Origin of the sequence: Paracoccus fontiphilus, from assembly GCF_017356265.1 — a bacterium.
GTDB classification, from domain to species: Bacteria; Pseudomonadota; Alphaproteobacteria; order Rhodobacterales; family Rhodobacteraceae; genus Paracoccus; species Paracoccus fontiphilus.
In genome coordinates this window covers 98,880-122,110 of record NZ_JAFNAW010000002.1, presented here as the reverse complement: position 1 = coordinate 122,110, position 23,231 = coordinate 98,880, and the positions used below count along the sequence as shown (strand labels likewise).

The 23,231-nt window shown below is 67.3% G+C and carries 24 protein-coding genes; 13 read left to right on the top strand and 11 right to left on the bottom strand.

What is annotated here, in order from left to right:
• The first annotated feature begins 3 nt into the window (after positions 1 to 3).
• From rpmA to J0F76_RS01705, 3 genes are all read left to right on the top strand, one after another.
• Positions 4 to 276 carry a 50S ribosomal protein L27 gene (rpmA, locus tag J0F76_RS01715; protein ID WP_207465040.1) on the top strand — a complete coding sequence of 91 codons (273 nt, stop codon included), beginning with the start codon at positions 4 to 6 and terminating at the stop codon, positions 274 to 276.
• 110 nt (positions 277 to 386) lie between these two features.
• On the top strand, positions 387 to 938 hold the full coding sequence (locus tag J0F76_RS01710; protein ID WP_242689916.1) for a GNAT family N-acetyltransferase: 552 nt from the start codon (positions 387 to 389) through the stop codon (positions 936 to 938).
• Positions 939 to 1,037: 99 nt separating this feature from the next.
• The gene (locus J0F76_RS01705; protein ID WP_242689915.1) at positions 1,038 to 2,024 is read left to right on the top strand and encodes an LLM class flavin-dependent oxidoreductase; all 987 of its coding nucleotides are present in this window, start codon (positions 1,038 to 1,040) and stop codon (positions 2,022 to 2,024) included.
• A gap of 341 nt (positions 2,025 to 2,365) precedes the next feature.
• Here J0F76_RS01705 and trpS read toward each other — a convergent pair whose 3' ends face one another.
• Positions 2,366 to 3,400 (bottom strand): tryptophan--tRNA ligase, encoded by a 1,035-nt coding sequence (gene trpS / locus J0F76_RS01700; RefSeq protein WP_207465035.1) that lies wholly within the window; start codon positions 3,398 to 3,400, stop codon positions 2,366 to 2,368.
• 76 nt (positions 3,401 to 3,476) lie between these two features.
• Between trpS and J0F76_RS01695 the strand changes: the two genes are divergently transcribed.
• Complete coding sequence (locus tag J0F76_RS01695; RefSeq protein ID WP_207465034.1) at positions 3,477 to 4,178, top strand: rhomboid family intramembrane serine protease; 702 nt, start codon at positions 3,477 to 3,479, stop codon at positions 4,176 to 4,178.
• Between the two features lie 24 nt (positions 4,179 to 4,202).
• Here J0F76_RS01695 and murJ read toward each other — a convergent pair whose 3' ends face one another.
• Genes murJ through J0F76_RS01680 form a run of 3 tightly spaced genes read right to left on the bottom strand, consistent with a single transcriptional unit; the run spans position 4,203 to position 9,695 of the window.
• Positions 4,203 to 5,729 (bottom strand): murein biosynthesis integral membrane protein MurJ, encoded by a 1,527-nt coding sequence (gene murJ, locus J0F76_RS01690; protein ID WP_377707350.1) that lies wholly within the window; start codon positions 5,727 to 5,729, stop codon positions 4,203 to 4,205.
• Between the two features lies 1 nt (position 5,730).
• The gene (locus tag J0F76_RS01685; RefSeq protein ID WP_377707348.1) at positions 5,731 to 8,490 is read right to left on the bottom strand and encodes a [protein-PII] uridylyltransferase; all 2,760 of its coding nucleotides are present in this window, start codon (positions 8,488 to 8,490) and stop codon (positions 5,731 to 5,733) included.
• 26 nt (positions 8,491 to 8,516) lie between these two features.
• The gene (locus J0F76_RS01680) at positions 8,517 to 9,695 is read right to left on the bottom strand and encodes a penicillin-binding protein activator (RefSeq protein WP_479724744.1); all 1,179 of its coding nucleotides are present in this window, start codon (positions 9,693 to 9,695) and stop codon (positions 8,517 to 8,519) included.
• Positions 9,696 to 9,820: 125 nt separating this feature from the next.
• Here J0F76_RS01680 and rsmI point away from each other — a divergent pair, with 125 nt between their 5' ends.
• From rsmI to J0F76_RS01665, 3 genes are all read left to right on the top strand, one after another.
• Positions 9,821 to 10,711, top strand: a complete 891-nt coding sequence (rsmI, locus tag J0F76_RS01675) for a 16S rRNA (cytidine(1402)-2'-O)-methyltransferase (protein WP_207465022.1) — start codon at positions 9,821 to 9,823, stop codon at positions 10,709 to 10,711.
• Between the two features lie 2 nt (positions 10,712 to 10,713).
• Positions 10,714 to 11,145 (top strand): YraN family protein, encoded by a 432-nt coding sequence (locus J0F76_RS01670; RefSeq protein ID WP_207465020.1) that lies wholly within the window; start codon positions 10,714 to 10,716, stop codon positions 11,143 to 11,145.
• A gap of 87 nt (positions 11,146 to 11,232) precedes the next feature.
• Positions 11,233 to 11,580, top strand: coding sequence for an H-type lectin domain-containing protein (locus J0F76_RS01665; protein WP_207465018.1), 348 nt, complete (start codon positions 11,233 to 11,235; stop codon positions 11,578 to 11,580).
• Here the strand turns inward: J0F76_RS01665 and J0F76_RS01660 are convergent.
• Both J0F76_RS01660 and J0F76_RS01655 read right to left on the bottom strand, forming a co-directional pair.
• The gene (locus J0F76_RS01660) at positions 11,577 to 12,287 is read right to left on the bottom strand and encodes an alpha/beta fold hydrolase (RefSeq protein WP_242689913.1); all 711 of its coding nucleotides are present in this window, start codon (positions 12,285 to 12,287) and stop codon (positions 11,577 to 11,579) included. The genes J0F76_RS01665 and J0F76_RS01660 overlap by 4 nt on opposite strands.
• Positions 12,288 to 12,349: 62 nt before the next feature.
• Positions 12,350 to 12,949 carry a 2-hydroxychromene-2-carboxylate isomerase gene (locus J0F76_RS01655; RefSeq protein ID WP_207465014.1) on the bottom strand — a complete coding sequence of 200 codons (600 nt, stop codon included), beginning with the start codon at positions 12,947 to 12,949 and terminating at the stop codon, positions 12,350 to 12,352.
• A 90-nt stretch (positions 12,950 to 13,039) separates the two neighbouring features.
• Between J0F76_RS01655 and J0F76_RS01650 the strand changes: the two genes are divergently transcribed.
• Positions 13,040 to 14,059 carry a ribose-phosphate pyrophosphokinase gene (locus J0F76_RS01650; RefSeq protein WP_242689912.1) on the top strand — a complete coding sequence of 340 codons (1,020 nt, stop codon included), beginning with the start codon at positions 13,040 to 13,042 and terminating at the stop codon, positions 14,057 to 14,059.
• Positions 14,060 to 14,119: 60 nt separating this feature from the next.
• Here J0F76_RS01650 and purD read toward each other — a convergent pair whose 3' ends face one another.
• Positions 14,120 to 15,376, bottom strand: a complete 1,257-nt coding sequence (purD, locus tag J0F76_RS01645) for a phosphoribosylamine--glycine ligase (protein ID WP_207465012.1) — start codon at positions 15,374 to 15,376, stop codon at positions 14,120 to 14,122.
• A 62-nt stretch (positions 15,377 to 15,438) separates the two neighbouring features.
• Between purD and xseA the strand changes: the two genes are divergently transcribed.
• Positions 15,439 to 16,992 carry an exodeoxyribonuclease VII large subunit gene (gene xseA, locus J0F76_RS01640; protein WP_207465010.1) on the top strand — a complete coding sequence of 518 codons (1,554 nt, stop codon included), beginning with the start codon at positions 15,439 to 15,441 and terminating at the stop codon, positions 16,990 to 16,992.
• An 83-nt stretch (positions 16,993 to 17,075) separates the two neighbouring features.
• Here xseA and J0F76_RS01635 read toward each other — a convergent pair whose 3' ends face one another.
• From J0F76_RS01635 to trhA, 3 genes are all read right to left on the bottom strand, one after another.
• Positions 17,076 to 18,278: an MFS transporter gene (locus J0F76_RS01635; RefSeq protein WP_377707339.1), complete on the bottom strand. Its 1,203-nt coding sequence runs from the start codon at positions 18,276 to 18,278 to the stop codon at positions 17,076 to 17,078.
• 2 nt (positions 18,279 to 18,280) lie between these two features.
• Positions 18,281 to 18,925, bottom strand: coding sequence for a bifunctional 4-hydroxy-2-oxoglutarate aldolase/2-dehydro-3-deoxy-phosphogluconate aldolase (gene eda / locus J0F76_RS01630; protein WP_207465008.1), 645 nt, complete (start codon positions 18,923 to 18,925; stop codon positions 18,281 to 18,283).
• Between the two features lie 98 nt (positions 18,926 to 19,023).
• On the bottom strand, positions 19,024 to 19,674 hold the full coding sequence (gene trhA, locus J0F76_RS01625) for a PAQR family membrane homeostasis protein TrhA (RefSeq protein ID WP_207465006.1): 651 nt from the start codon (positions 19,672 to 19,674) through the stop codon (positions 19,024 to 19,026).
• Between the two features lie 234 nt (positions 19,675 to 19,908).
• On the opposite strand from trhA, the gene rpsB reads away from it, so the two are divergent.
• The 3 genes from rpsB to J0F76_RS01610 all read left to right on the top strand — a co-directional run bounded on the left by rpsB (position 19,909) and on the right by J0F76_RS01610 (position 22,422).
• The gene (gene rpsB, locus J0F76_RS01620) at positions 19,909 to 20,697 is read left to right on the top strand and encodes a 30S ribosomal protein S2 (RefSeq protein WP_207465004.1); all 789 of its coding nucleotides are present in this window, start codon (positions 19,909 to 19,911) and stop codon (positions 20,695 to 20,697) included.
• 87 nt (positions 20,698 to 20,784) lie between these two features.
• Positions 20,785 to 21,696 (top strand): translation elongation factor Ts, encoded by a 912-nt coding sequence (gene tsf, locus J0F76_RS01615; protein ID WP_207465002.1) that lies wholly within the window; start codon positions 20,785 to 20,787, stop codon positions 21,694 to 21,696.
• A 114-nt stretch (positions 21,697 to 21,810) separates the two neighbouring features.
• Complete coding sequence (locus tag J0F76_RS01610; RefSeq protein WP_207465000.1) at positions 21,811 to 22,422, top strand: (d)CMP kinase; 612 nt, start codon at positions 21,811 to 21,813, stop codon at positions 22,420 to 22,422.
• Here the strand turns inward: J0F76_RS01610 and J0F76_RS01605 are convergent.
• A complete protein-coding gene (locus J0F76_RS01605; RefSeq protein ID WP_207464998.1) occupies positions 22,400 to 22,672 on the bottom strand; it encodes an I78 family peptidase inhibitor in 273 nt (90 codons plus the stop codon). The genes J0F76_RS01610 and J0F76_RS01605 overlap by 23 nt on opposite strands.
• Positions 22,673 to 22,750: 78 nt before the next feature.
• Between J0F76_RS01605 and J0F76_RS01600 the strand changes: the two genes are divergently transcribed.
• Complete coding sequence (locus tag J0F76_RS01600) at positions 22,751 to 23,044, top strand: hypothetical protein (protein WP_207464996.1); 294 nt, start codon at positions 22,751 to 22,753, stop codon at positions 23,042 to 23,044.
• Positions 23,045 to 23,231 lie beyond the last annotated feature (187 nt).

Sequence of the window (23,231 nt, the reverse complement as noted above, 5' to 3'; positions counted from 1 at the left end):
CCCATGGCACACAAGAAAGCAGGCGGTTCGTCCCGCAACGGTCGCGATTCGGCCGGTCGCCGTCTGGGCGTCAAGCTGTATGGCGGCCAGCAAGCCATCGCCGGCAACATCATCGTGCGTCAGCGCGGCACCACCTGGTGGCCGGGTGACAACGTCGGCATGGGCAAGGATCATACCCTGTTCGCGCTGTCCGACGGCCAGGTGACCTTCAAGAAGGGCCTGAAGGGTCGCACCTTCATTTCGGTGGTTCCCGCAACCCTCGAAGCTGCCGAGTAACCCGAGTTTAACATTCCAGTGTTACAGGGGGATCGGCGAAAGCCGGTCCCCCGCCTGTTTTCCGGGAGGGGAAGATGGTCATGTCTGCACCGCTGCGGGAGGGTACGCGCTTGGACGATCTGAAGATATCCGAGGCCGCCCTCAACCAGCCCGTCATCGCCACCGAGCGATTCGTCCTGCGTCCCCTGCGCCCCTCGGATGCCGGGATGATCGCGCATTACACCGCCGACAAGCGCGTCGCCGAAGGAACGCGGGCGATTCCGCACCCCCTGCCGCCCCGCGCGTCCGAGGCTTTCGTGGCACGCGCCCTTTCGGCCGACCGCACCGAAGACGTTTGGGCGATCGACGGCTCGGCGAACCGGCTGGCGGAACTGCTGGGTGTCGTCTCGCTGACCCGGATGGAGGGCGACCAGTCTGAACTGGGCTTCTGGATCGGCGCCGGTTTCTGGAACACCGGCTTCGCGACCGAGGCTGTCGATGCGCTGGTACGCGCCAACCCGCACAAGGCGCGGACGCTGTTTGCGGAAGCGTTTCAGGACAACCCCGGTTCGGCGCGTGTGCTGACGAACTGCGGCTTCGTTTACCTGGGCGACGCGGAAAGCTGGTCCGTGGCCCGCAATGCCCGTGTGCCGACCTGGACCTATCTGCGCAAGATGGGGTGATCCCGCGCCGCCATCCCGCCCGTGCTGATCAGACGCGGCCGGTTGCAGATTCTGCATCCGGCCGCTTGCATTTCAAGGCCGGAGGCATAACTCGGCAGCATGAGCATTCCATTTTCCCTTCTCGACCTGTCGCCTGTTCCCGAAGGGTTCGAACCTGGCGACGCCATCCGAAACACGCTTGACCTTGCGCGTCAGGCCGACGGCTGGGGCTATCATCGCTTCTGGCTGGCCGAACATCACAACATGCCTGGCATCGCCAGCGCCGCCACCGCCGTTCTGATCGGCCTGGTGGCGCAGGTCACATCGCGGCTCAGGGTCGGCGCGGGCGGGATCATGCTGCCCAACCATGCGCCGCTGACGGTGGCAGAGGCCTTCGGCACGCTGGCGACCGCCTTTCCCGACCGGATCGACCTGGGACTGGGCCGCGCGCCGGGGGGCGATGGCGCCGTGATCCGGGCGCTGCGCCGCGATCCCATGGCGGACAGCTTTCCGCAGGATGTCGTCGAACTGCTCGACTACCTTGGCCCCGAACGTCCGGGTGCCGCTGTTCGCGCCTTGCCGGGCGAGGGGACCAACGTGCCGGTCTGGATTCTGGGCAGCAGCCTTTTCGGCGCGCAACTGGCGGCGCATCTGGGCCTGCCCTATGCCTTTGCGAGCCATTTCGCGCCTTCGGACATGGAGGGGGCCATCGCTATCTATCGCGACCGCTTCCGCCCTGGTCCCTGGAACGACCGCCCGCAGGTGATGATCGCGATCAACGTCTTTGCCGCCGACGATGCGGCCCAGGCGCAGTATCTGCGCACGTCCATGCAACTGGCCTTTGCGCGCCTGCGGACCGGAATGCCGGGCAAGCTGCCGCGACCCGTGCGCGACCTGGATGCCGAGATCGGGCCGCAGATGCGGCGCATGGTGGATCAGGCGTTGACGATCAGCGCCGTCGGCGATGCGGGGCAGGTGAAGGATGACGTGCAGGCGCTGATCGCGAAGTATGGGCCGGACGAGGTCATCCTGACCGGGCAGATTCACGATCACCAGGCGCGGCTGCGAAGCTTCGAGATCGCAGCGGAGGTGATGCGATCGCTGTAGGGCTGCGGGGCTGGCGAGATGGCGAAGGGCTGTCTTGCTGGCCATGTGGCCTGTGATGCTGGCGCTGTGCTGGCAGAGGACCACTGGCTGGCGGGCGTGATGCTGGCTTGCTGGGGTCCGGGAAAGCTTGCTGGCGGCAGGGGCTGGCTGGCTTTGTCACCTTCTTCATATCGCGGCCTGCAGCATGGCGCAACAATAAACGCTGCAATATCAATATGTTGACTGTTTTCGTCGGGTGTTTGTCAAGCCGTTGGCAGGCAAACAGAATCCCTGCTTGATCATGGCCATGAAAAATCCGCCGAAGCCTTTGGCCCGGCGGATTTCTGAAGCAGGACCGCGAATCAAGGCCGGGTGCGAAGCAGGCCCATGATCTCTTTCGTGCGTTCCAGGATCGGGGTGGCGATCTCGTCCGCGCGCACCGAGCCTTCACCCAGGATGCGGTCGATCTCTGCCGGGTCGGCCATGTAGTCGTTCATGCGCCGGGTGATCGGCTCCAGCGAGGCGACGGCCAGTTCCGCCAGCGCCGGCTTGAAGGCGCCGAAGCCTTGGCCTTCGAACTGCGACAGGACATGGTCGGGCGTCGCATCGGCCAGGGCGGCATAGATGTTGACCAGGTTGCGCGCCTCGGGGCGGTCCTTCAGGCCGTCCACGCTGCCGGGAAGCGGATCGGCGTCGGTGCGGGCCTTGCGGATCTTCTGCGCGATGGCGTCTGCACTGTCGGTCAGGTTGATCCGGCTGGCATCCGAGGGATCGGACTTCGACATCTTCTTCGATCCGTCGCGAAGCGACATCACGCGGGTCGCCACGCCCTCGATCAGGGGTTCGGTGATCGGGAACTGCTCGACGCCGTAGTCGTGGTTGAACTTGGCGGCGATGTCGCGGGTCAGTTCCAGGTGCTGCTTCTGATCCTCGCCCACGGGGACGGCGGTGGCCTGGTAGGTCAGGATGTCGGCGGCCATCAGCGCCGGATAGGCCAGCAGGCCCAGGCTGACGTTTTCGGTGTTCTTGCCGGCCTTGTCCTTGAACTGCGTCATCCGGTACATCCAGCCGACGCGGGCCACGGTGTTGAACAGCCACGCCATTTCGGCATGGGCCGAAACTTGGCTCTGGTTGAACAGGACCGACTGCCGGGGATCGACGCCCGCCGCCATGAAGGCGGCAGCCGCCTCGCGGATGTTGCGCCGCAGCGTTTCGGGGTCCTGCCAGACGGTGATCGCGTGCAGGTCCACAAGGCAGTAGATCGTCTCGGCCTCGCCCCCCTGCAGGGCCGCGAAACGCTTCAGCGCGCCCAGGTAGTTGCCAAGCGTCAGCCCGCCCGAGGGCTGGATGCCCGAGAAGATGCGGGGTTTGAAACGGGTTTTCGTCGTCTCGGTCATATGCGGGCCTGCTTGGATTTTGCGTGCCGTTGGCTTAGCCCTTGGCCAGAGCGACCGCAACCGCGAAGGAAAACCGATGCGCCAGGCCATGCCCCTCTCGCCGATCAATCCGCTGCCTGCCGCGGTCTGGGTCCTGGCCCTGCCTGCCATTGCCGGAGAGATCGCGTTCCTTCTGGGCCAGACCGGCCTGATCGGCGGCGCGCAGGGCATCGGCCTGCGCCTGAACGCGATGCAGATGACTGCCTTCGCGCCCGAGATGGTGCAGCGCATGTGGCAGGTGGGCGCGATCGACTGGGACCAGGCCTATCGCATCCTGTCCTACAGCTTCGTCAATTCGTCCTTCACCCACGCGCTTTTCGTGGTGGTCTTCACCCTGGCGCTTGGCAACATGATCGCGCGAGAGTTCCGCCCTTGGGCGGTCGTGGCGCTGTTCCTGGGATCGGCCGTCGGCGGTGCGCTGGTCTATACGGCGGCAATATCCCTCCTGCCGGGGCGGCAGGGGCCGTTGATTGGCGGCTATCCGGCGGTCTACGGCCTTGTCGGCGCCTTCACCTTCCTGCTGTGGGCTCGGCTGGGTGCGGTCCATGCCAACCGGGCGCGGGCCTTCACGCTGATCGGAATGCTGCTGGCCTTCCAGCTTGTCTTCGCCATGGTCTTCGGCGGCGCGGGTTATGGCTGGATCGCCGAGCTTGCCGGCTTCGGCACGGGCTTCCTGCTCAGCTTCGTGCTGGTGGATGGCGGGGTGCAGCGTGTCTTGCGCCAGATCCGGGCGCGGTAGGCAGGGTGGGCGAGCAACCCCACCCTACGAGCGCCGTACCGCCGCCTTGAGTTCCGACAGGCGATAAGCGCGGGTCAGGAAGCTGAGCGTGAAATAGATCGCGGCCCCGCCGAAAACCAGGATTGCCAGCCCGGCCACCTGTCCAAGGCCATCCAGCCAGCCCATCATCAGCCACAGTGCCCCGGCCATCAGCGCGGATGACAGGACGATCAAGGGTGTCTTGCGGCGCAGGCGGTCGTCGGCGCGGGCGGCGTCCCCCATGGCGCGCGTGCCCCACCACAGTTGCGCAACCATGATCCAGGCGGCGACGGTCGTGCCCAGTGCGGCGGCCAGGAAGCCGAAGAACGGCATCAGGCCAAAGGCCACCAGGGCGTTCACGACCATTGACCATAGGGCAAAGCGGAAGGGCGTCTTCGTATCCTCACGCGCGAAATACAGCGGTTGCAGGATCTTCTGCAGCACGAAGGCGGGCAGGCCGAAGGCATAGACGACCAGGGCGCGGGCGGTCTGGGTGGTGTCCTCGGCGGTGAACTGGCCGCGTTCGAACAGCGTGCGGACCATGGGTTCCGCGATCACGGCGATGGCGAAGGCGGCGGGCAGGGTCAGGAACAGCCCGAACTCGGTCGCGCGGGAATAAGCGGACTGGCCGCCCGCGTGATCGCCCGCGCGCAGGCGGCGGGACAGTTCGGGCAGAAGCACGACGGCTACGGCCGCCCCCACGACACCCAACGGCAGTTGATACAGGCGGTCGGAATAGGACAGCCAGCCGATGGCCCCCTCGAACTGGGAACCGACCTGGCGGCCGATCAGCAGGTTCAGTTGGACCACGCCGCCGGCAAAGGCCGCGGGCAGCGCCACGGCCAGCAGCCGACGCATGTCGGGTGACAGGCGCGGGCGGCGGGGCAGGAAGGTCCAGCCGGTGCGGCGCGCGTCCAGCCAGACCAGCCCCAGTTGCGCCAGGCCCGTCACGGGCGTGGCCCAAGCCAGCGTCAGGCCCAGATCCCAGCCGCGCCAGCGGCCCAGATACATGGCGACGATGAACAGCAGGTTCAGCAGCACCGGCGCGGCCGCCGCGGCCGTGAACCGGCCGTTGGCGTTCAGCACGCCCGAGATCATCGAGGCTAGCGAGATCAGCAGGATATAGGGGAAGGTGATCCGCCCGTATTCGACCGCCAGCCCGAACCGTTCGTCACCGGCAAAGCCCGCGGCCATCAGCCAGACAAGCACCGGCATGAAGATCATGGCGACCGCCGACAGGACCAGCACCGCCATGAACAGGCCGGAAAAGGCCTCGGAGGCGAAGCGCTGTGCCTCATCGCGGTTTTCCAGCCTCTTGGAAAACATTGGCACGAAGGCGGTGTTGAACGCGCCTTCGGCAAAGAAGCGGCGGAACATGTTGGGCAGGGACAGCGCGATCAGGAAGGCCTCGGCCATGGGGCCGGTGCCCAGCCAGGCGGCCATGAGGATGTCGCGGACAAAGCCCGAGACGCGCGACACGAAGGTCCAGATCCCCACCGAGAGGAATCCGCGCACCAGCCCGGTTTTCATGATCTCAAGCCTCTGCCCGTTTTGCCCCGTCGACGATGGCCGCACGCAGTTTCTTTTCCAGCGCGTCGCGCCTCGCCTCGCTGTGCAGCTTGAGGCCGAACATATCCTTGACGTAGAAACTGTCCACCACCTGCGCGCCGAATGTCGCGATCACGGCGCTGACGATCTGGATGTGGTTCGCGGCCAGCGTCCGCGTCAGGTCGTAAAGCAAGCCGGGCCGGTCGCGGGTGTCCACCTCGATGATGGTATAGATGTCGCTGCCTTCGTTGTCGAAGGTGACATGGGTAGGGAACCTGAATTCCCGCGTGCGCTTCTTGGGCTTGTCGCGGCTGGCGAAGGCTTCGCGCGCGACAATCTCTCCGCCCAGGGTGCGCAGGATCGTCTGGCGCAGCCGGGGCAGCCGGTCTTCGGCGAAGGGGCTGCCGTCGGGGTCCTGCACCCAGAACACGGCGGTCGCGAAGCCGTCGCGTGTCGTATAGGTGCGCGCATCGACCACGTTCGCGCCCATCAGGGTCAGCGCCCCGCACAGGCGCGAGAAGATGCCCGGATGGTCGGCAAGGACAAAGGCCGCCCGCGTCGCGTCGCGGTCGGGGTCCGCGCGCAGGTCGATGCGGATTTCGTCGGGACCGATCTCGCTCAGCAGTTCGGCGAAGGTGGCCTGCGTTTCCGTGGCAAGCCCCGACCAGTAGCTGTCGTAATGCCGCCCCAATTCGGCGCGCAGGGTCCTGGGTTCCCAGCCCCGGGCCGTCAGCAGGTGGCGCAGGCTGCGCTTGGCCTCGCTTTGGCGGCGGTCGCGGTTCAGGTCCTCCAGCCCGTTCTCCAGCACCAGCGCCGTTTCGGTATGCAGCTTGCGCAGCAGGGCGGCCTTCCAGTTGTTCCAGGTGCCCGGGCCGACGCCGCGGATGTCGCAGACCGTCAGCACCAGAAGCATGTCCAGCCGCTTGCGGGTCTTCACGGCCTTGGCGAAATCGCGCAGGGTGCGCGGGTCGGCGATGTCGCGTTTCTGCGCGACATCCGACATCAGCAGGTGGTTGCGGACCAGCCATTCCACCGTGTCGATGTCGTCCTGTGGAAAGCCGAAGCGCGCCGCGATCCGCCGAGCCAGACGCGCGCCCAGGATCGAGTGATCCTCGCGCCGGCCCTTGCCGATGTCGTGCAGCAGCACCGCAAGATAGAGCACCCTGCGGTTGATGCCGCTTTCCATGATCTCGCTGGAGAGGGGCAGATCCTCGGGGTGTTCGCCCCGCTCGATCTCGGCCAGGGCGGCTACGCATTGGATCGAATGTTCGTCCACCGTGTAGTGATGGTACATGTTGAACTGCATCATCGCCACCACCGGCTCGAATTCCGGGATGAAGGCGGCAAGGACGCCCAGTTCGTTCATGCGCCGCAAGCCCCGTTCGGGATTGCCGTGCTTCAGCAGCAGATCCATGAAGATGCGCGTGGCCTCGGGGTCGGACCGGACCTTGTCGTCGAACAGATCCAGGTTCGCCGCGACAAGCCGCATGGCGTCCGGGTGGATCAGGATGGCGGTGCGCAGCGCTTCCTCGAACAGGCGCAGGATGTTCAGGGGGTCCTTCAGGAAGTCGGCTTCGTTCACGATGCTGAGGCGGCCGTGATTGTCCAGGAAACCCGCCCGCAGCTTGCGCCGCCGCCGGAACAGGCGGCCCAGGAAGGGGGCGCTGCGGACATGGCGGGCCTCAAGCTCGGTCAGGAAGACGCGGGTCAATTCGCCCACATGGGTGGCGTGGCGGAAATAGTCCTGCATGAAATATTCGACCCCGCGCCGGGCCGAGGTGTCCTTGTAGCCCATCCGGCGCGCAACCTCGACCTGCATGTCGAAGGACAGGACGTCGACGGGACGGCCCGCGATCAGGTGCAGGTGGCAGCGCACCGCCCACAGGAAATCCTCGGCCTGCCAGAAGGCCAGGTGTTCTTCGCGCGTGAAGACGCCCAGATCGACCAGTTCGACGGCCCGGTCCACGCGGTGGATATACTTCGCGATCCAGTAAAGGGTCTGGAGGTCGCGCAACCCGCCCTTGCCCTCTTTCACGTTGGGTTCAAGGACATAGCGCTGACCGCCCTGGCGCTGGTGGCGGGCGGTGCGCTCCTGAAGCTTGGCCTCGATGAACTCGGGCACGGTCTTCGAGAACAGCTCGACCCACAGGCGCTCGCGCAGTTCTTCCGCCAGGGGCGCGTGGCCCGTCACCAGCCGGTGTTCCACAAGCGAGGTGCGGATCGTCATGTCGCCCGCGCCAAGCCGGATGCAGTCGTCCACGCTGCGGATCGAATGGCCGATCTTCAGCTTCAGATCCCACAGGATGTACAGCATCGATTCCACGACGCTTTCCGCCCAGGCGGTCATCTTCCAGGGTGTCAGGAACAGCAGGTCTACGTCCGAGGCGGGGGCCATCTCGGCCCGGCCATAGCCGCCGACGGCAAGCACGGCCAGCCGTTCGGCGTCCGAGGGCGACTGCTGGGGGTGCAGAAGGATCGTCGCGACGTGGTGGCTGGCGATGACGATGCCGTCCGTCAGGCTGGCGATCGCCCTGACCGTTTCGCGCGCGGCGCGCGGGTGGCTGGCCAGTTCGGCCTCGATCGCGGCCATTGCCGCGGCGCGCGCATCCAGAAGCAGCGCCACGGTGCGCGCGCGGATCGCCTTGCGGTCGGTCAGCCCGGCCAGGGCGGCATCAAGGGTCGGCAGGAAGATGGCGGGGTCGAAGATCGGATGCGCCCCGGACGGGGCCGGGGCGCTTCGCCGGATCGTCACGTCGGACAGGTCGGCCAAGATCAGAACCCGAAGCCGCCGCCGCCAAAGCCGCGCGGCGCCGGATCAAGGATCACCAGCCGGTTGCCGCGCAGCGTCGCCACGGCAAGCGCGCGTTCCGAGGTGCCGTCCGGGCGCAGCCGGAACACCCCGCCCACGCCGGCAAAGCCCGCGTTCTGGGTCAGGCCGGTGCTGGTCACGGCATTCCGGTTGCCGCTGCGGACCAGCGAGGCGATGGCCGCGACCCCGTCATAGGCCAGGCTTGCCAACTCGTGCGGCTGCTCGCCATAGGCGGAACGGTAGCGCGCGTCGAACTGCGCCTTCAGGCCCTGGTCCGGGATCGCGAACCAGCCTTCCTGAAGCTGCGGCATCCCGATGCGGTTGGCGGGCTGGTCCCAGCGGGTCAGGCCCATCATCTGCGTGACGGGCGACCGGACGCCGGCCGTGGCCAGTTTCTCGGTCAGGTAGGGCAGCACGGCCTGGTTGTTGGCGGTCATGAAGACGGCATCGACCTGGCCCGACTGCGCGGCGGCGACGATCTGCGGCGTCACGGCGTCGATCCCCGTCACCGAGACGGGGTGGTTGCTGCGCCCCGCCAGACGGGCGCCGTTGCGAGAGATGGCGGTCTCGATGGCGCGGCCGCCAAGCTGGCCCGCGACGTCATCCTCGGCCACGACATAGATGTTGCGTTTGCCCTGGCGGGCGGCAAAGCCGACCAGCCGGTTGGCGACGTTGGAAAAGCTGTTGCCCAGGATGAAGACGTTGCCGCCCGCGATCTCGGCATTGTTCGAGAAGGAAAGGACGTTCACGTTGCGCGGACGCATCGCGTTGCCCACGGCATTTGCACCCTCGGCAAACAGGGGGCCGACGATGATCTGCGCGCCCGCATCGACGGCGGCGTTCGCCTGTGCCACGGCCTGCGCGGTGCTGGTGCCCGTGTCATAGACGCGCAGGTCGATATTGGCGCCCTGCGCGTCGGCCGCCGCCATCCGCGCGGCGTTCTTGAGGCTGCGCGACAGCCATTCCAGATCGGCCGAACCGCTGCCGCCTGGGGCCAGCAGGGCCACGCGCACGGGCTCGCCCGGGTTGATCAGGGGGCCGGTGACGGGGCCGCGTGCCGTTTGCGACCCGCCCGTGGGCTCGCAGGCGGCAAGGACAAAGGCCGACAGGATGGCAGCGGCACGGGAAACGACGCGGCGCAATCCGGTTGCGGGCCGGGTTGTGGCGGAAACGACCATAGGAAACTTCCCTGCTGTGAGGTATCGGCGAGGTGCGGGCAGCCTAGGACCAACCGGCCTGCTTGGCAATCAGTCGGAAGGAGAACGCCATGGACATTCAGCCCCCGCAGCGCCTTGCCGCCCATGTCGAGGGGCGGCGGCTCGACGGCGGACTTTACCTCGTGGCGACGCCCATCGGCACCGCCCGCGACATCACGCTGCGCGCGCTGGACGTGCTGAACGGGGCCGACGTGCTTGCCGCCGAGGATACGCGCGTGCTGCGTCATCTGCTGGACATCCACGGCATTCCTCTGCGCGGCCGCCGCATCCTGCCCTATCACGACCACAACGGCGACCGTGCCCGCCCTGGCCTGCTGGCCGCCCTGAACGATGGCGCAAGCGTGGCCTATGCCTCGGACGCGGGCACACCGCTGGTCGCCGATCCGGGCTTTCGCCTGGCGCGCGAAACCGCGGCGGCCGGGCACCGCGTCCATGCGATCCCCGGCCCCTCGGCCCCCCTGGTGGCGCTGAGCCTGTCCGGCCTTCCCAGCGACCGCTTCCTGTTCGCGGGGTTCCCGCCATCGACAAAGGGGGCGCGCATGACATGGCTGCGGCACTGGATGGCCGTCGATGCGACGCTGATCCTGTTCGAAAGCCCCCGGCGCGTTAACCAGACCTTGGCAGAGATGTGCGAGATTGACGCGAATCGCATGACGGTGGTGGCGCGGGAACTGACAAAGAAGTTCGAGGAGGTGATCCGGGGCACGGCTGCCGAACTGTCGCAGGACGGGCGCATGGCCGGGCTGAAGGGCGAGGTCGTGATGCTGGTCGATCGGCCGGGCGCGGTCGAGACCGACGAGGACACGATCAGGCAGGCGCTGCGGGACAGGATGGGACGGATGACAATGAAGGATGCCGCAAGAGAGGTGGCGGCGGATCTGAAGCTGGCGCGGCGCGAGGTCTACCAGATCGCGCTGGCCCTGGGCGACGACAAGGACTGAGCATGGCCAGGGGCAGGGCACCGGTTTCCAGGAAGGCGCAGCCGGGTGGGGCGGCATCGCCGGCCCGGCAGGCGCGGGGGCGCGTGGCCCATGTGTCCGGCGCCATGGCCGAGGACAATGTGTCCCGCCTGCTGGAAGGCAAGGGAATGGCCGTGCTGGCTCGCCGGTGGCGCGGACAGGCAGGTGAGATCGACCTGATCTGTCAGCACGGCGACTGTCTGGTCTTCGTCGAGGTCAAGCAATCCTCCACCCACCAGCAGGCTGCCCAGCGCCTGAACGCCGCTCAGCAGGGCCGCATCCTGCGGGGGGCGCTGGAGTATTGCGAAAGCCAGGGCCATGCGCCATGGCCGGCAATGCGCTTCGATGTCGCGCTTGTCGATCAGCGGGGCCGCGTCGAGATCCTGGAGGCCGCCTTTGACGAGCCATGCCCCTGAGGTCGGCCGCGAAAGCCTATCCCAATCAACAGCTTTCGTCAGCCGTTCCGAGCCGTTAACGTTTCCGGACGGAGACGGAAGGGATTGATGCATCGGTTCGGTTATCATGCGATCGGGGTCAGCCGGGGCTCGCGGCTTCTGTTTTCCGCCTTCGAGGACCAGGGCGAGATGTGGGCCGGCGAGGGACCTCGGGTCGTTCGCCAGACCGTCACGTTCCCTGAGCCCTTTGCCGCCCCGCCGGTTGTCCACGTCTCGATCGGGATGTGGGACATCGAGGGCAAGGCCAACCAGCGCGCGGACATCAGTGCCGAAGAGGTCACCGCCACAAGCTTCGAGATCGTCTTCAGGACCTGGGGCGACACGAAGGTCGCCCGCATCCGGGCCGAGTGGCTGGCGATCGGATCTGTCGGACATGACGACGAATTCGACGTCTAGGCTCGGTCGAGGTTGACGGCGATCAGGCTTGCGGTCTGGTCGGGATGGGTCAAGGGCAGCATGTGCCCCGCACCCGGCACAAGGGCGCGCCCGACATCCGGCAGGCGTTTTGCAAGGGCCTCGGCAATGCCGTGGATGACGGGAGGCGACTGCTCGCCCGCGATGATCAGCACCGGCGCGTCGATGGCCTCCAGTCCCCCGTCGCGCAGGATGTCGGCACGGTCCCCGGACAGGGTGTCGTCGGTCGCCGCAATAAGGGGGATCTGCCGGGTCATGGTCTCGCGCGCCGCAAGCGGCAGGGCGTCGAACGGCTCGGCCCCCCAGACGTCGATAAAGGCGCGCGCGGCGTCCTCGGGGCGATCCTGCGACAGGAACCCGGCAATGACGTGGTCGCGCGCCTTCTGCCCGGCGTCCGGGGCCGCGGCGAACAGGACGGGTTCGACCAGGGTAAGGCTGCGGATCGCCTCGGGCGCGGCGACGGCGATGCGCAGGGCGACGGTTGCGCCCAGGCTGTGGCCGATCAGGTCCAAGGGCCGGTCGATGAAGCTGGCCGCGATCCGGGTCACGGCGGTGTGGAAGTCGGGGCCGTCCGGCTGTTCCATCCAAGGGCCGCTCCGGCCATGGCCGGGCATGTCGAAGCCGACAAGATCGACGCGGCCGCCAAGCCGCCTGGCGATCGGTCCCCAATAACCAGCGCTTCCCATCATGCAATGGAGCGCCAGGGCCGGGCGATCCGTGTCACCCGGCCAGTGCCGCTTGTGGATGCCGGTCATAGCGTGCCGAGATGCCGGTCCAGGAAGTCCAGCCGGTCCTGGCCCCAGAACTTCTGCCCGGATGCCTGCACGACGTAGAAGGGCGATCCGAAGACGCCGGCCTCGACCGCCTGTTCCAGGTTGCGGCCATAGGTCTCGGCGCCGACGAACAGGCCCTTGTCGGTCAGGGCCGGATCGAAGCCGTGCCCCGCCAGGACGTCGCGGATGATGGAGTCGTCGCTGATGTCGCGATCCTCGGCCCAGACGGCCCGCAGGAAGCCCTGCACCAGCCCGCCCAGATCCCCGCCGCCGGCCTGCTGGGCCGCGATGATGGCATAGGAGGACGGCGCCATGTTCACCGGCCAATGCGCGGGCTTCAGGTTCAGCGCCATTCCCAGGTGGTCGGCCCAGCGGGTCAGTTCCTGCGCGCGGTAGTCCATCCTGCTGGGGTGGCGGTTGGCGGGCCGGACCCCGCCCGTCCGGTCGAAAAGCTGCAGCAGGTCCAGCGGCTTGTAGGTGATCGTCGCGCCATGGCGCCCTGCGATCCGTTCAAGCCGGTCGCCTGCCAGATAGGCCCATGGGCTGATCGTCCCGAAATAGTAGTCGATGTTAGCCATAACGAGGGCTCCCTTGCGGTTTGCCCGCAAGCTAGCCGGGTGCTAAGGCGGGCGCAATCTGGCGAATCCCCGCGAAAAGGCCTTCATCCCATGCCCGTCATGACCGAACCCAAGCTGATTTCTGGCAATGCCAACCGGACCCTTGCCGCGTCGATCGCCCGGCGGATGTCGATGCACCGGGGCATGAATGTCAGCCTTTGCGACGCACGGGTCGAGCGGTTCAACGACCAGGAAATCTTTGTCGAGGTGTACGAGAATGTCCGGGGCGAGGACATGTACATCATCCAGCCGACCTCGAACCCGGCAAACGACAACCTGATGGAACTGATGGTGATGACCGATGCGCTGAAGCGGTCGTCGGCGGCGCGGATCACGGCGGTCATCCCCTATTTCGGCTATGCCCGCCAGGACCGCCGTGCCAAGGCCCGCACGCCGATCAGCGCCAAGCTGGTGGCGAACCTGCTGACCGAGGCGGGGATCGATCGCGTCCTGACGCTGGACCTGCACGCGGCCCAGATCCAGGGCTTCTTCGACATCCCGGTGGACAACCTTTATGCCGCGCCGGTCTTTGCCCTGGACGTGCAGCACCACTTCCGCGGCCGGATGCAGGACCTGATGGTCGTGTCGCCCGACGTGGGCGGCGTGGCCCGCGCGCGCGAGCTTGCGACCCGGATCGGCGCGCCCCTGTCCATCGTGGACAAGCGTCGCGAAAAGGCGGGCGAGGTGGCCGAGATGACCGTGATCGGCGATGTGGAAGGCAAGGTCTGCATCATCGTGGACGACATCTGCGACACGGCGGGCACCCTGGTGAAGGCCGCGCAGACCCTGACCGACAGCGGCGCGACCGAGGTCCACGCCTATATCACCCATGGCGTGCTGTCCGGCCCGGCGGTGGAGCGCGTCAGCAAGTCGGTGATGAAGTCGCTGGTCATCACCGATTCGATCCAGCCGACCGATGCGGTGAAATCGGCGCCGAACATCCGCATCGTGCCGACCGCGCCGATGTTCACGCAGGCGATCCTGAACATCTGGAACGGCACCTCGGTCAGCAGCCTGTTCGAGACGGACACCCTGCTGCCGATCTACGAAGGGCTGTATTCGACCATCTGACGGCTCATGGGTGGCCCCGTCGGATGCCTCCGGCGGGGGTATTTGGGCAACGAAGAAGCGTCAAAGCGCGCGCCAGCCGATGTCGCGGCGGCAGAAACCCTCGGGCCAGTCGATCGCGTCCACCTGGGCGTAGGCGCGCTGATGCGCCTCGGCCAGGGTGGCGCCGCGGCCGGTGCAGGCGAGGACGCGACCACCCGTGGCGATGACCTGACCATTGCCGGTGGCGGTGCCGGCGTGGAAGGTCATGGCGAAGCTGGTTTCGGAAAGGCCTTCCAGCCCGCTGATCGGCGTGCCCTTGCGATAGCTGCCGGGATAGCCCTTCGAGGCCATGACCACCGTCAGGGCATGGTCATCCGCCCAGTTGACGGACATGTCGGCCAGCCGTCCTTCGGCGCAGGCCAGAAGCAGGTCCAGCACCTGCCCGCCAAGCCGCATCATCAGCACCTGGCATTCAGGGTCGCCGAAGCGGACGTTGTATTCGACCAGCCGGGCGCGGCCGTTGTCGATCATCAGCCCGGCGTAGAGGACGCCCTGGAAGGGCATCCCGCGCGCGGCCATCTCGGCCACGGTGGGGCGGACGATCCGGGCCATGACCTGGTCCTGCAGGGCCTCGGTCAGGATCGGCGCGGGGCTGTAGGCGCCCATGCCGCCGGTGTTCGGGCCGGTATCGCCATCGCCCACGCGCTTATGGTCCTGCGCGGTGCCGATGGGGAGACAATCGGTGCCGTCGCAGAGGATGAAGAAGCTGGCCTCCTCGCCCGCCATGAATTCCTCGATCACGACGGACATCTCGCCGAACTCGCCGTCGAAGATGGCGTCGATGGCCTCGTGCGCCTGCGCGACGGTTTCGGCCACGGTCACGCCCTTTCCGGCGGCCAGACCGTCGGCCTTGACCACGATCGGCCCGCCCTGGGCGGTGACGTAATCGCGGGCGCTTGCGGCATCGGTGAAGCGCGCCCAGGCGGCGGTGGGGGCGCCGCAGGCATCGCAGATTTCCTTGGTGAAGGCCTTCGACGCCTCCAGTTGCGCGGCGGCCTGCGAGGGGCCGAAGACCAGGAACCCGGCATCGCGCAAGGCGTCGGAGACGCCTGCGGCCAAGGGCGCCTCGGGGCCGATCACCACGAAGTCGATGGCGTTTTCCTGGGCGAATTCCAGCACGTCCGCTCGCGACAGGATGTCGAGATCGGCGCATTCCGCGACGTTGGCGATGCCCGCGTTGCCCGGCGCCACGATCAGGCGGTCGCATTTCGGGTTCTGCCGGATCGCCCAGGCCAGCGCGTGTTCGCGCCCGCCGCCGCCGAGGATCAGGATGTTCATGGGCCGCCCTTTCGCTTCTGGTCGCGGCGTTCTAGTGTGGCGCGGCGAAGGGAACAAGACGCATGGACCTGCTGGAAGACGCGCCGGGCAGCAATGCCCATGAATTCACGGTTTCCGAACTGTCGGGCGCGGTCAAGCGCAGCCTGGAGGATCAGTTCGGCCGCGTGCGCGTGCGCGGAGAGATCGGCCGGGTGTCGCGCCCGTCGTCTGGGCACATCTATTTCGACCTCAAGGATGATCGCAGCGTCCTGGCGGCCGTGACGTGGAAGGGGCAGGCGGCCAAGCTGGCGCAGCGCCCCGAGGAAGGGATGGAGGTCATCGCCACCGGCCGCATCACCACCTTTCCCGGTCAGTCGAAGTACCAGCTGATCGTCGACCAGATCGAGCCGGCGGGCCTGGGCGCGCTGATGGCGATGCTGGAAAAGCGCCGCCAGGCGCTTGCGTCCGAGGGGCTGTTCGACGAGGCGCGCAAGCGGCCGCTGCCGTCCTTGCCGCGCGTGATCGGGGTCGTGACCTCGCCTTCCGGGGCGGTGATCCGCGACATCCTGCACCGTCTGCGGGACCGCTTTCCGACGCGCGTGCTGATCTGGCCGGTGGCCGTTCAGGGCGAGGGATGCGCGCCGCAGGTGGCTGCGGCGATCCGGGGCTTCAACGACCTGGCCGAAGGCGGGCCGATCCCGCGCCCGGATCTGTTGATCGTCGCGCGGGGCGGCGGCAGCCTGGAAGACCTGTGGGGCTTCAACGAGGAGGCCGTGGTCCGCGCTGCCGCCGAAAGCCGCATTCCGCTGATTTCCGCCGTGGGACATGAGACGGACACGACGCTGATCGACTTCGCGTCCGACCGCCGTGCGCCGACGCCCACCGCCGCCGCCGAGATGGCCGTGCCGGTTCTGGCGGAACTGTCCGCCCGCCTGGCCGAGTCGCAGGCGCGGCTGACACGTTGCGCCAATGTCCATGTCGAGCGGCCCCGCCAGCGGCTGCGCGACCTGTCCCGGGCGCTTGGCCGCCCCGCCGCGCTGACCGAAGGGGCGCGGCAGCGGCTGGACCTGTGGGCCGGGCGGCTGGACCCGGCCCTGCACGGGCTGGTCCGCACCCGCCGGCACCAGCTTGCGGTGCGCCCAATGCCTGTGGCGCTGTTGCGGCGCTTCACGGACCGCAAGGGTCATGCGCTGCATGGCCTGGAGCTTCGGCTGGATTCGGCGGCGACCCGCAGGATGGAGCGGCGGCGCGACCGGATGGCGGCCATGGGGGAACGGCTGGATGCGTCGCTTGCGCGGGTGATGACCACCACGCGCCGGGCGATCACGCAACAGGATCAGCGGCTGTCCGACCTGACGCGGCGGCTGGAGCAGGCGGTTCAGCGGGCGATCCGCAACCGCGACCAGGCGATTCAGCGGGTGGATCGGCTGCGCCTGTCCCTGGGCTACAAGGAAACCCTGAAGCGCGGCTTCGTGGTCGTGCATGGCCCCGAAGGAGTGGTGACCTCTGCCCAGACCGCGCGGCAGTTGCCGCAGGCGGATCTGGAATTCGCCGATGGACGCGTGACGGTTCGCCCTGAAGGCGCGCCCAAGCCCGCGCGCAAGACCAAGCTGCCGGAACAGAAATCCTTGTTCTGATTTATCTTGGTGCAAGATCCCGGAGGTCGCCGGCTGGTGCGCCATTGGTTCGAGAACCAGCCGGCCGCGGGGCTGGCCCTTGCTTACGCCTCTTTCGGGCGCAGCATCAGCCAGATCAGCGCCCCGCCCGCCAGCACCAGGAAGGGCAGCATCGCCAGGTTGACGGCGTTCCAGCCCGCGACGACCGAACCGCCGCTGCAATTCATCAGCCCGCCCGAGGACAGCGAGGCCAGGAAGACGCCGCCGAACACCACCGCGTCGTTCAGGCCTTGCACGCGGCCCCGTTCCTCGGGCGCGTGGGCGCGGGACAGCATGGTGGTTGCGCCGATATAGCCGAAGTTCCAGCCCATCCCCAGCAGGATCAGGGCGGCGAAGAACCGCGACAGCTCGACCCCCGACAAGGCGGCCGCTCCTGCCAGGGCCAGCAGGAAAAGACCGAGGGCAACGATCCGTTCGGCTCCGAAACGGGCGATCAGGTGGCCGGTGAAGAAGCTGGGCGCGAACATGGCCAGCACATGCGCGCTGACGATGTTTGCCGCATCCGTGGGCGCAAAGCCGCAGCCCACGACCGCCAGCGGCGTCGAGGTCATCACCAGGTTCATCAGCGCATAGGCGACCATGCCGCAGATCATCGCGACGGCGATCCGGGGCTGGCGCAGCAGTTCGGCCAAGGGGCGGCCTGCCATGTGATTGCCCTCGCTGGGCTCGGGCCTGGGGCTGTCGAGGAACGCGAACAGGAACGGCCCAAGTGCGTTCAGCCCGATCACCGCCATGTAGGTGGCAAGAAACGGCACCGCCGTCAGCCCGTCCGTGGCACGGACCACGGCCGGACCGATGATCGCCGCCGCCAGCCCGCCCGCCATGACCCAGCTGATCGCGCGGGGCGCGTAATCCTCGGATGCGAGGTCGGTGGCCGCGAAGCGATAGAAACCCTGCGCCGACATGTAGATGCCGGTCAGCAGCGACCCCGCCATGAACAGCCAGAACGACCCGGCCGACAGCCCCCAGGCCGCCAGTCCCGCGCCCAGGGCGCCCGCAAGGACCGCCAGCAGAAAGCCCGCCTGCCTGCCGCGTTCCTGCATGAAGCGCGCCAGCGGCCGTGCCGTCAGCGCCGATCCCAGGACAATCATCGACAGGGGCAGGGTGGCGATGCAGGGGTTCGGCGCCAGGATCTGCCCGGCCAGGCCGCCGACGATGAAGATCACCGACATCTGCGCGCCCAGGATCGCCTGCGCCGCAACCAGCACGATCACGTTGCGGCGGGCGCGCCTGTCGTCGGGGACCAAGGTCAGCCCCGGCTCAGCCGGGATGCGGCGTGCGCCCGTTCTTGGATCGCGCCCCAGTTCTCGGCGCTGACATCGGCATCCGTCGCGATCCAGCTTCCGCCGACGCAGACCACGTTCGGAAGCGAGAGATAGTCGCCCGCATTGGCGGGCGAGATGCCGCCGGTCGGGCAGAAGCTGATCTTCGGCAGGGGCCCCGCCAGCGACCTTAGCGCGGGCGCGCCGCCGATCGCCTCGGCCGGGAAGAACTTCAGCATGTCATAGCCCGCATCGGCCGCGCGCATCACCTCGGACGCGGTGGCCGCACCCGGCAGCAGGGGCAGTTCCAGTTCCTCGCAAGCGGCGATCAGCCGGTCGGTCAGGCCGGGGGATACGGCAAAGGTCGCGCCCGCGTCCTTGGCGCGCTTGGCGTCGTCCGGCGTCAGCACGGTCCCCGCGCCGACATGCCCGCCGGACACGCCCGACATCGCGCGGATCGCATCCAGGGCTGCGTCCGATCGCAGCGTGATCTCCAGCACCGGAAGGCCGCCCGTGACCAGCGCCTGGGCCAGCCCCGCCGCCCGTTCGGCGTTCTTGATGACGATCACCGGGATCACGGGGGCAAGCCTGCAAAGCGCCCGCGTCTTCTGCGACTGGAGTTCAGGGTTCATGGCGCTACCTCGTTTCCGCAATCTGCCGGCAAACTGCCCGCTGGCGGTACGTGATGCAAGCCATTTGCTGCCCTGCGGCGAAAACTTCGTTACCGCTATCAGACGGCAACCAGAACGGCCACGTAGTGGATGGCGGCCGCCGTCACGACGAAGCCGTGCCAGATCGCGTTCTGGAATCGCAGTCTTTCCCAGACATGAAAGATGACGCCCGCCGTGTAGACGATGCCGCCCGTCACGACCAGCAGCATCGAGGTCGGCGGCAGGTGGTCCGCGATGGGACGGAAGGCGATCAGCCCGCTCCACCCCATGAGGATATAGAGCAGGATCGCCAGGCGGTCGTACCGCCCCGGCAGCAGGCATTTCAGCCCCACCCCAAGCGCCGCCATGATCCAGATGCAGATCAGCAGCGACGCCACGACGGGGTCGGACGATGCCTTGTGCAGAAACGGCGTGTAGGTCGCGGCGATCAGGATGAAGATCGCCGAGTGGTCGACACGCCGCAGGTACCATTTCAGCGGCGAATGCGGCAGCATGTTATAGGTGAAGGACGCGGCCAGGGCCAGGATCAGCCCGCCGCCATAGATCGCCGCCGCAAGCAGGTCGGCGCGGTCGGCGGTGATCGCGGCATGGAAGATAAGCGCGGTCACGCCCACCAGCGCCAGGGCAACGCCGATCCCGTGGACGATGCCATCTGCAAGAACTTCGTAGAAATCGTATTCTCGTCCAAAGCGAAGACGGCTGTCGGCCATGGCAACCCCCTGTGCTGATCCGATCTTGCCTGACCGGGCCGTTCGCGACAACTGACAGATTCGTCAGGTATTATCGGCTGCGCTGCGCGACAGCCCTTGCAAAACCGCCCCAAGGGGTCTATTTGCGCGACACTTCACAGGCAGGGGCGGGCCCTTGCGGGAGAAATCCGCAAGAGGTCCACCGGTTGGGGCATTCGCCCTGAATCCCCTGCCAAGGCGCAAACCGGAAAGGACATGGACATGGCGCTTCCCGAATTCTCTCTGCGTCAGCTCTTGGAAGCTGGCGTTCACTACGGTCACCAGACGCAGCGCTGGAATCCGCGCATGGCGGAATTCATCTATGGCGACCGCAACGGCATCCACATCCTGGACCTGACGCAGACCGTCCCGATGCTGGACGCGGCCCTGCAGGTCGTGCGCGACACCGTGGCCAAGGGCGGCCGCGTGCTGTTCGTCGGCACCAAGCGCCAGGCGCAGAAGCCGATCGCCGACGCGGCCGAGCGTTCGGCCCAGTTCTACATGAACCACCGCTGGCTGGGCGGCACGCTGACCAACTGGAAGACCGTTTCCCAGTCGATCAGCCGCCTGAAGGCCATCGACGAGACGATGGCCGGCGGCGCCGAGGGCCTGACCAAGAAAGAGCGTCTGCAGCTCGAGCGGGAGCAGCAGAAGCTGCAGGCCTCGTTGGGCGGCATCCGCGACATGGGCGGCCTGCCGGACCTGCTGTTCGTCATCGACGTGAACAAGGAAGACCTGGCGATCCTGGAAGCCAAGAAGCTGGGCATCCCGGTCGTAGCCGTTGTCGACACCAACTGCTCGCCCGCGGGCGTCGACTACATCATCCCCGGCAACGATGACGCCGCCCGTGCCATCGCGCTGTATTGCGACCTGGCCAGCCGCGCCGCGCTTGACGGCATGTCGGCCCAGATGGGCGCGGCAGGCGTTGACGTCGGCGCCCTGTCCGAAGCCCCCGAGGAGCTTCTGGACGAGCCGGCCGAAGAGCAGGCGACCGCCGACGCCTGATCGGCGCCTGCGTCCCGGTTTAATTCACGGAACTGTCGTCAGGCGGGGATATGCCCCGCCTGACGCGTTGATCAAAGGAGACGGATCATGGCTATCACCGCCGCGATGGTGAAGGAGCTGCGCGAAACGACCGGCGCAGGGATGATGGACGCCAAGAAGGCGCTGACCGAGACCGGCGGCGACATGGAAGCCGCCATCGACTGGCTGCGCACCAAGGGTCTGGCCAAGGCCGCCAAGAAGGCCGATCGCGTCGCCGCCGAGGGTCTGGTCGGCGTGCAGGTCACCGATGGCCGCGGCGTCGCCGTCGAGATCAACTCGGAAACCGATTTCGTGGCGAAGAACGCCGACTTCCAGCAGCTGGTCCGCGACATCACCGATATCGCCCTGACCACCGCCGACGACGTCGAGGTTCTGAAGGCCACGCATCTGAACGGCAAGCCGGTTTCGGAAGTGCTGACCGACGCCATCGCCCGCATTGGCGAGAACATGACCCTGCGCCGGATGCACATGCTGGAAGGCGACACCGTCGTCTCCTATGTCCACAACGCCGCGACCGAGGGCATGGGCAAGATCGGCGTTCTGGTCGCGCTGAAGGGCGACAAGGACAAGGCGCAGGCCATCGGCAAGCAGTTCGCGATGCACATCGCCGCAACCAGCCCGGTTTCGCTGTCCGAGGCGACCATGGACCAGGCGCTGCTGGCGCGCGAACTGGAAGTCCAGACCGCCAAGGCCCTGGAAGAGAACGCCGCCTCGGCCAAGCCGAAGCCCGAAGCCGTGATCCAGAACAACATCATTCCGGGCCGGATGAAGAAGTTCGTGGCCGAGAACACGCTGCTGGGCCAGGCTTTCGTGATCAACCCCGACCTGACGGTCGAGCAGGCCGCCAAGGAAGCCGGGGTCGAGATCACCGGCTATGCCCGCGTCGCCGTCGGCGAAGGCATCGAGAAGAAGGAAGAGGATTTCGCGGCCGAGGTCGCCAAGACCCTCAGCGGCGCCTGATCCGTTCCAGTCTTCATCGAAGACGCCGGTCCTTTGGGCCGGCGTTTTCCATTCTCGGCTGGACGCCGCCGCGCCTGCCATGCCATTCAGGGCGCGAAACTGCCTTGTGTTGCCATGCCATTCATCATCGCCATCGACGGACCGGCCGCTTCGGGCAAGGGCACCATCGCCCGCGCCCTCGCCGCCCATTTCGGCTTTCATCATCTGGACACGGGCCTGCTTTACCGTGCGACGGGCGCCAAGGGCGGCGATCCTGTGCTTGCCGCGCAGACCCTGACCTCCGGCGATCTTAACAGGTCCGACCTGCGCAGCGCCGAGGCCGGTCAGGCCGCCAGCCGGATTGCGGCGATCCCCGAGGTGCGGGCGGCCCTGGTCGATTTCCAACGCCGCTTCGCCGCGCAGGAGCCGGGCGCCGTGCTGGATGGGCGCGACATCGGCACCGTGATCTGCCCGGACGCGCCGCTGAAGCTGTATGTCACCGCATCGGACCGGATCCGCGCCGCTCGCCGCGCGGCAGAGCTTGGCGCGGACGAGGCCGTGATGCTGGCCGAACTGCAAGAGCGTGACCGCCGCGACAGCGAGCGCGCGACCGCCCCCCTGAAGCCTGCTGCGGATGCCGTGGTCCTGGATACGAGCCACCTTTCCATCGCCGATGCGATTGCCCGCGCCATAGCCGAAGCGGATCGCGCGCGGCAAGGTCCCGTCATCCGCACGTCACCTTGGTGATCCAGCCTTTCGGGTCGAGGAAGATGTTGAGCCGCCGCGGCTGGTATTCCAGCGTCACGAACTGGCCGGGACTGATTTCGCGGTAATGCAGTTGGGGCGGCAGATAGACCTCGCCGATGTTCATGCCGACCAGGGTCTGGTGCTGGCTCAGGTCGCAGCTCGTGGCGGCCACGGTCAGGCTGTAGCCGGTCGAGCAGGCGGCCAGCGTCAGGGCTGCAAGGGCAGGGCGGAGAATGGCGGGCAGGGGCATTCGATCACCTCTTTGTTCATGGCAGAACGACGCGGCGCCTTCGGGCGTTCCCCTTCGACATGGAAATGGAGAAAAACGATGAAACAAGGGCTTGCCGGAGTTTTGCTGGCGGTGCTGCCGATGACGGCATGGGGGTCGTCGGACGAGGCGTGGGAGGAGTTCCGCAAGGCCGTGGACCAGGGCTGTCGCGCGCTGATCGAGGCTCCGGACGCGGCGGAGGTGGCGGTTGAGGTCAACCCGTTCGGTTCCGAAAGCTATGGCGCCGCGCTGGTGACGATCGACATCGCCGAGGGTCGGGACAGGATGATCTGCATCTTCGACAAGGGCACCGGAAAGGCTGAACTGACCGCGGCGTTCACGGAAGCCGAATGACCGGTGTCTGTCCAGCAAGGACGCCGGATGGTTGTGACTGCGGGGGACCTGGACGAGCCGGGACGCGGCAAGGCGCCTTCGGCTCCTCGACACCCTTGGTCGCGGCCCGCGCTGATCGCTGGGCAGCTTTCCGCCCCTTGAACCGGACTGCTGCATTGGCGATAAGTCGCTCCAGTTCCGCCCCGAA

Bases quoted from the DNA above. Each gene is read 5' to 3' on its own strand.
- trhA (WP_207465006.1), bottom strand. From the start codon at position 19,674: ATGGCCGACAGCCGTCTTCGCTTTGGACGAGAATACGATTTCTACGAA.
- J0F76_RS01600 (WP_207464996.1), top strand. From the start codon at position 22,751: ATGAAACAAGGGCTTGCCGGAGTTTTGCTGGCGGTGCTGCCGATGACG.
- rpmA (WP_207465040.1), top strand. From the start codon at position 4: ATGGCACACAAGAAAGCAGGCGGTTCGTCCCGCAACGGTCGCGATTCG.
- J0F76_RS01605 (WP_207464998.1), bottom strand. From the start codon at position 22,672: ATGCCCCTGCCCGCCATTCTCCGCCCTGCCCTTGCAGCCCTGACGCTG.
- J0F76_RS01650 (WP_242689912.1), top strand. From the start codon at position 13,040: ATGCCCGTCATGACCGAACCCAAGCTGATTTCTGGCAATGCCAACCGG.
- purD (WP_207465012.1), bottom strand. From the start codon at position 15,376: ATGAACATCCTGATCCTCGGCGGCGGCGGGCGCGAACACGCGCTGGCC.
- J0F76_RS01695 (WP_207465034.1), top strand. From the start codon at position 3,477: ATGCGCCAGGCCATGCCCCTCTCGCCGATCAATCCGCTGCCTGCCGCG.
- eda (WP_207465008.1), bottom strand. From the start codon at position 18,925: ATGAACCCTGAACTCCAGTCGCAGAAGACGCGGGCGCTTTGCAGGCTT.
- xseA (WP_207465010.1), top strand. From the start codon at position 15,439: ATGGACCTGCTGGAAGACGCGCCGGGCAGCAATGCCCATGAATTCACG.
- J0F76_RS01660 (WP_242689913.1), bottom strand. From the start codon at position 12,287: ATGATGGGAAGCGCTGGTTATTGGGGACCGATCGCCAGGCGGCTTGGC.
- J0F76_RS01670 (WP_207465020.1), top strand. From the start codon at position 10,714: ATGGCCAGGGGCAGGGCACCGGTTTCCAGGAAGGCGCAGCCGGGTGGG.
- trpS (WP_207465035.1), bottom strand. From the start codon at position 3,400: ATGACCGAGACGACGAAAACCCGTTTCAAACCCCGCATCTTCTCGGGC.
- J0F76_RS01665 (WP_207465018.1), top strand. From the start codon at position 11,233: ATGCATCGGTTCGGTTATCATGCGATCGGGGTCAGCCGGGGCTCGCGG.
- J0F76_RS01655 (WP_207465014.1), bottom strand. From the start codon at position 12,949: ATGGCTAACATCGACTACTATTTCGGGACGATCAGCCCATGGGCCTAT.
- J0F76_RS01705 (WP_242689915.1), top strand. From the start codon at position 1,038: ATGAGCATTCCATTTTCCCTTCTCGACCTGTCGCCTGTTCCCGAAGGG.
- J0F76_RS01610 (WP_207465000.1), top strand. From the start codon at position 21,811: ATGCCATTCATCATCGCCATCGACGGACCGGCCGCTTCGGGCAAGGGC.
- tsf (WP_207465002.1), top strand. From the start codon at position 20,785: ATGGCTATCACCGCCGCGATGGTGAAGGAGCTGCGCGAAACGACCGGC.
- rsmI (WP_207465022.1), top strand. From the start codon at position 9,821: ATGGACATTCAGCCCCCGCAGCGCCTTGCCGCCCATGTCGAGGGGCGG.
- rpsB (WP_207465004.1), top strand. From the start codon at position 19,909: ATGGACATGGCGCTTCCCGAATTCTCTCTGCGTCAGCTCTTGGAAGCT.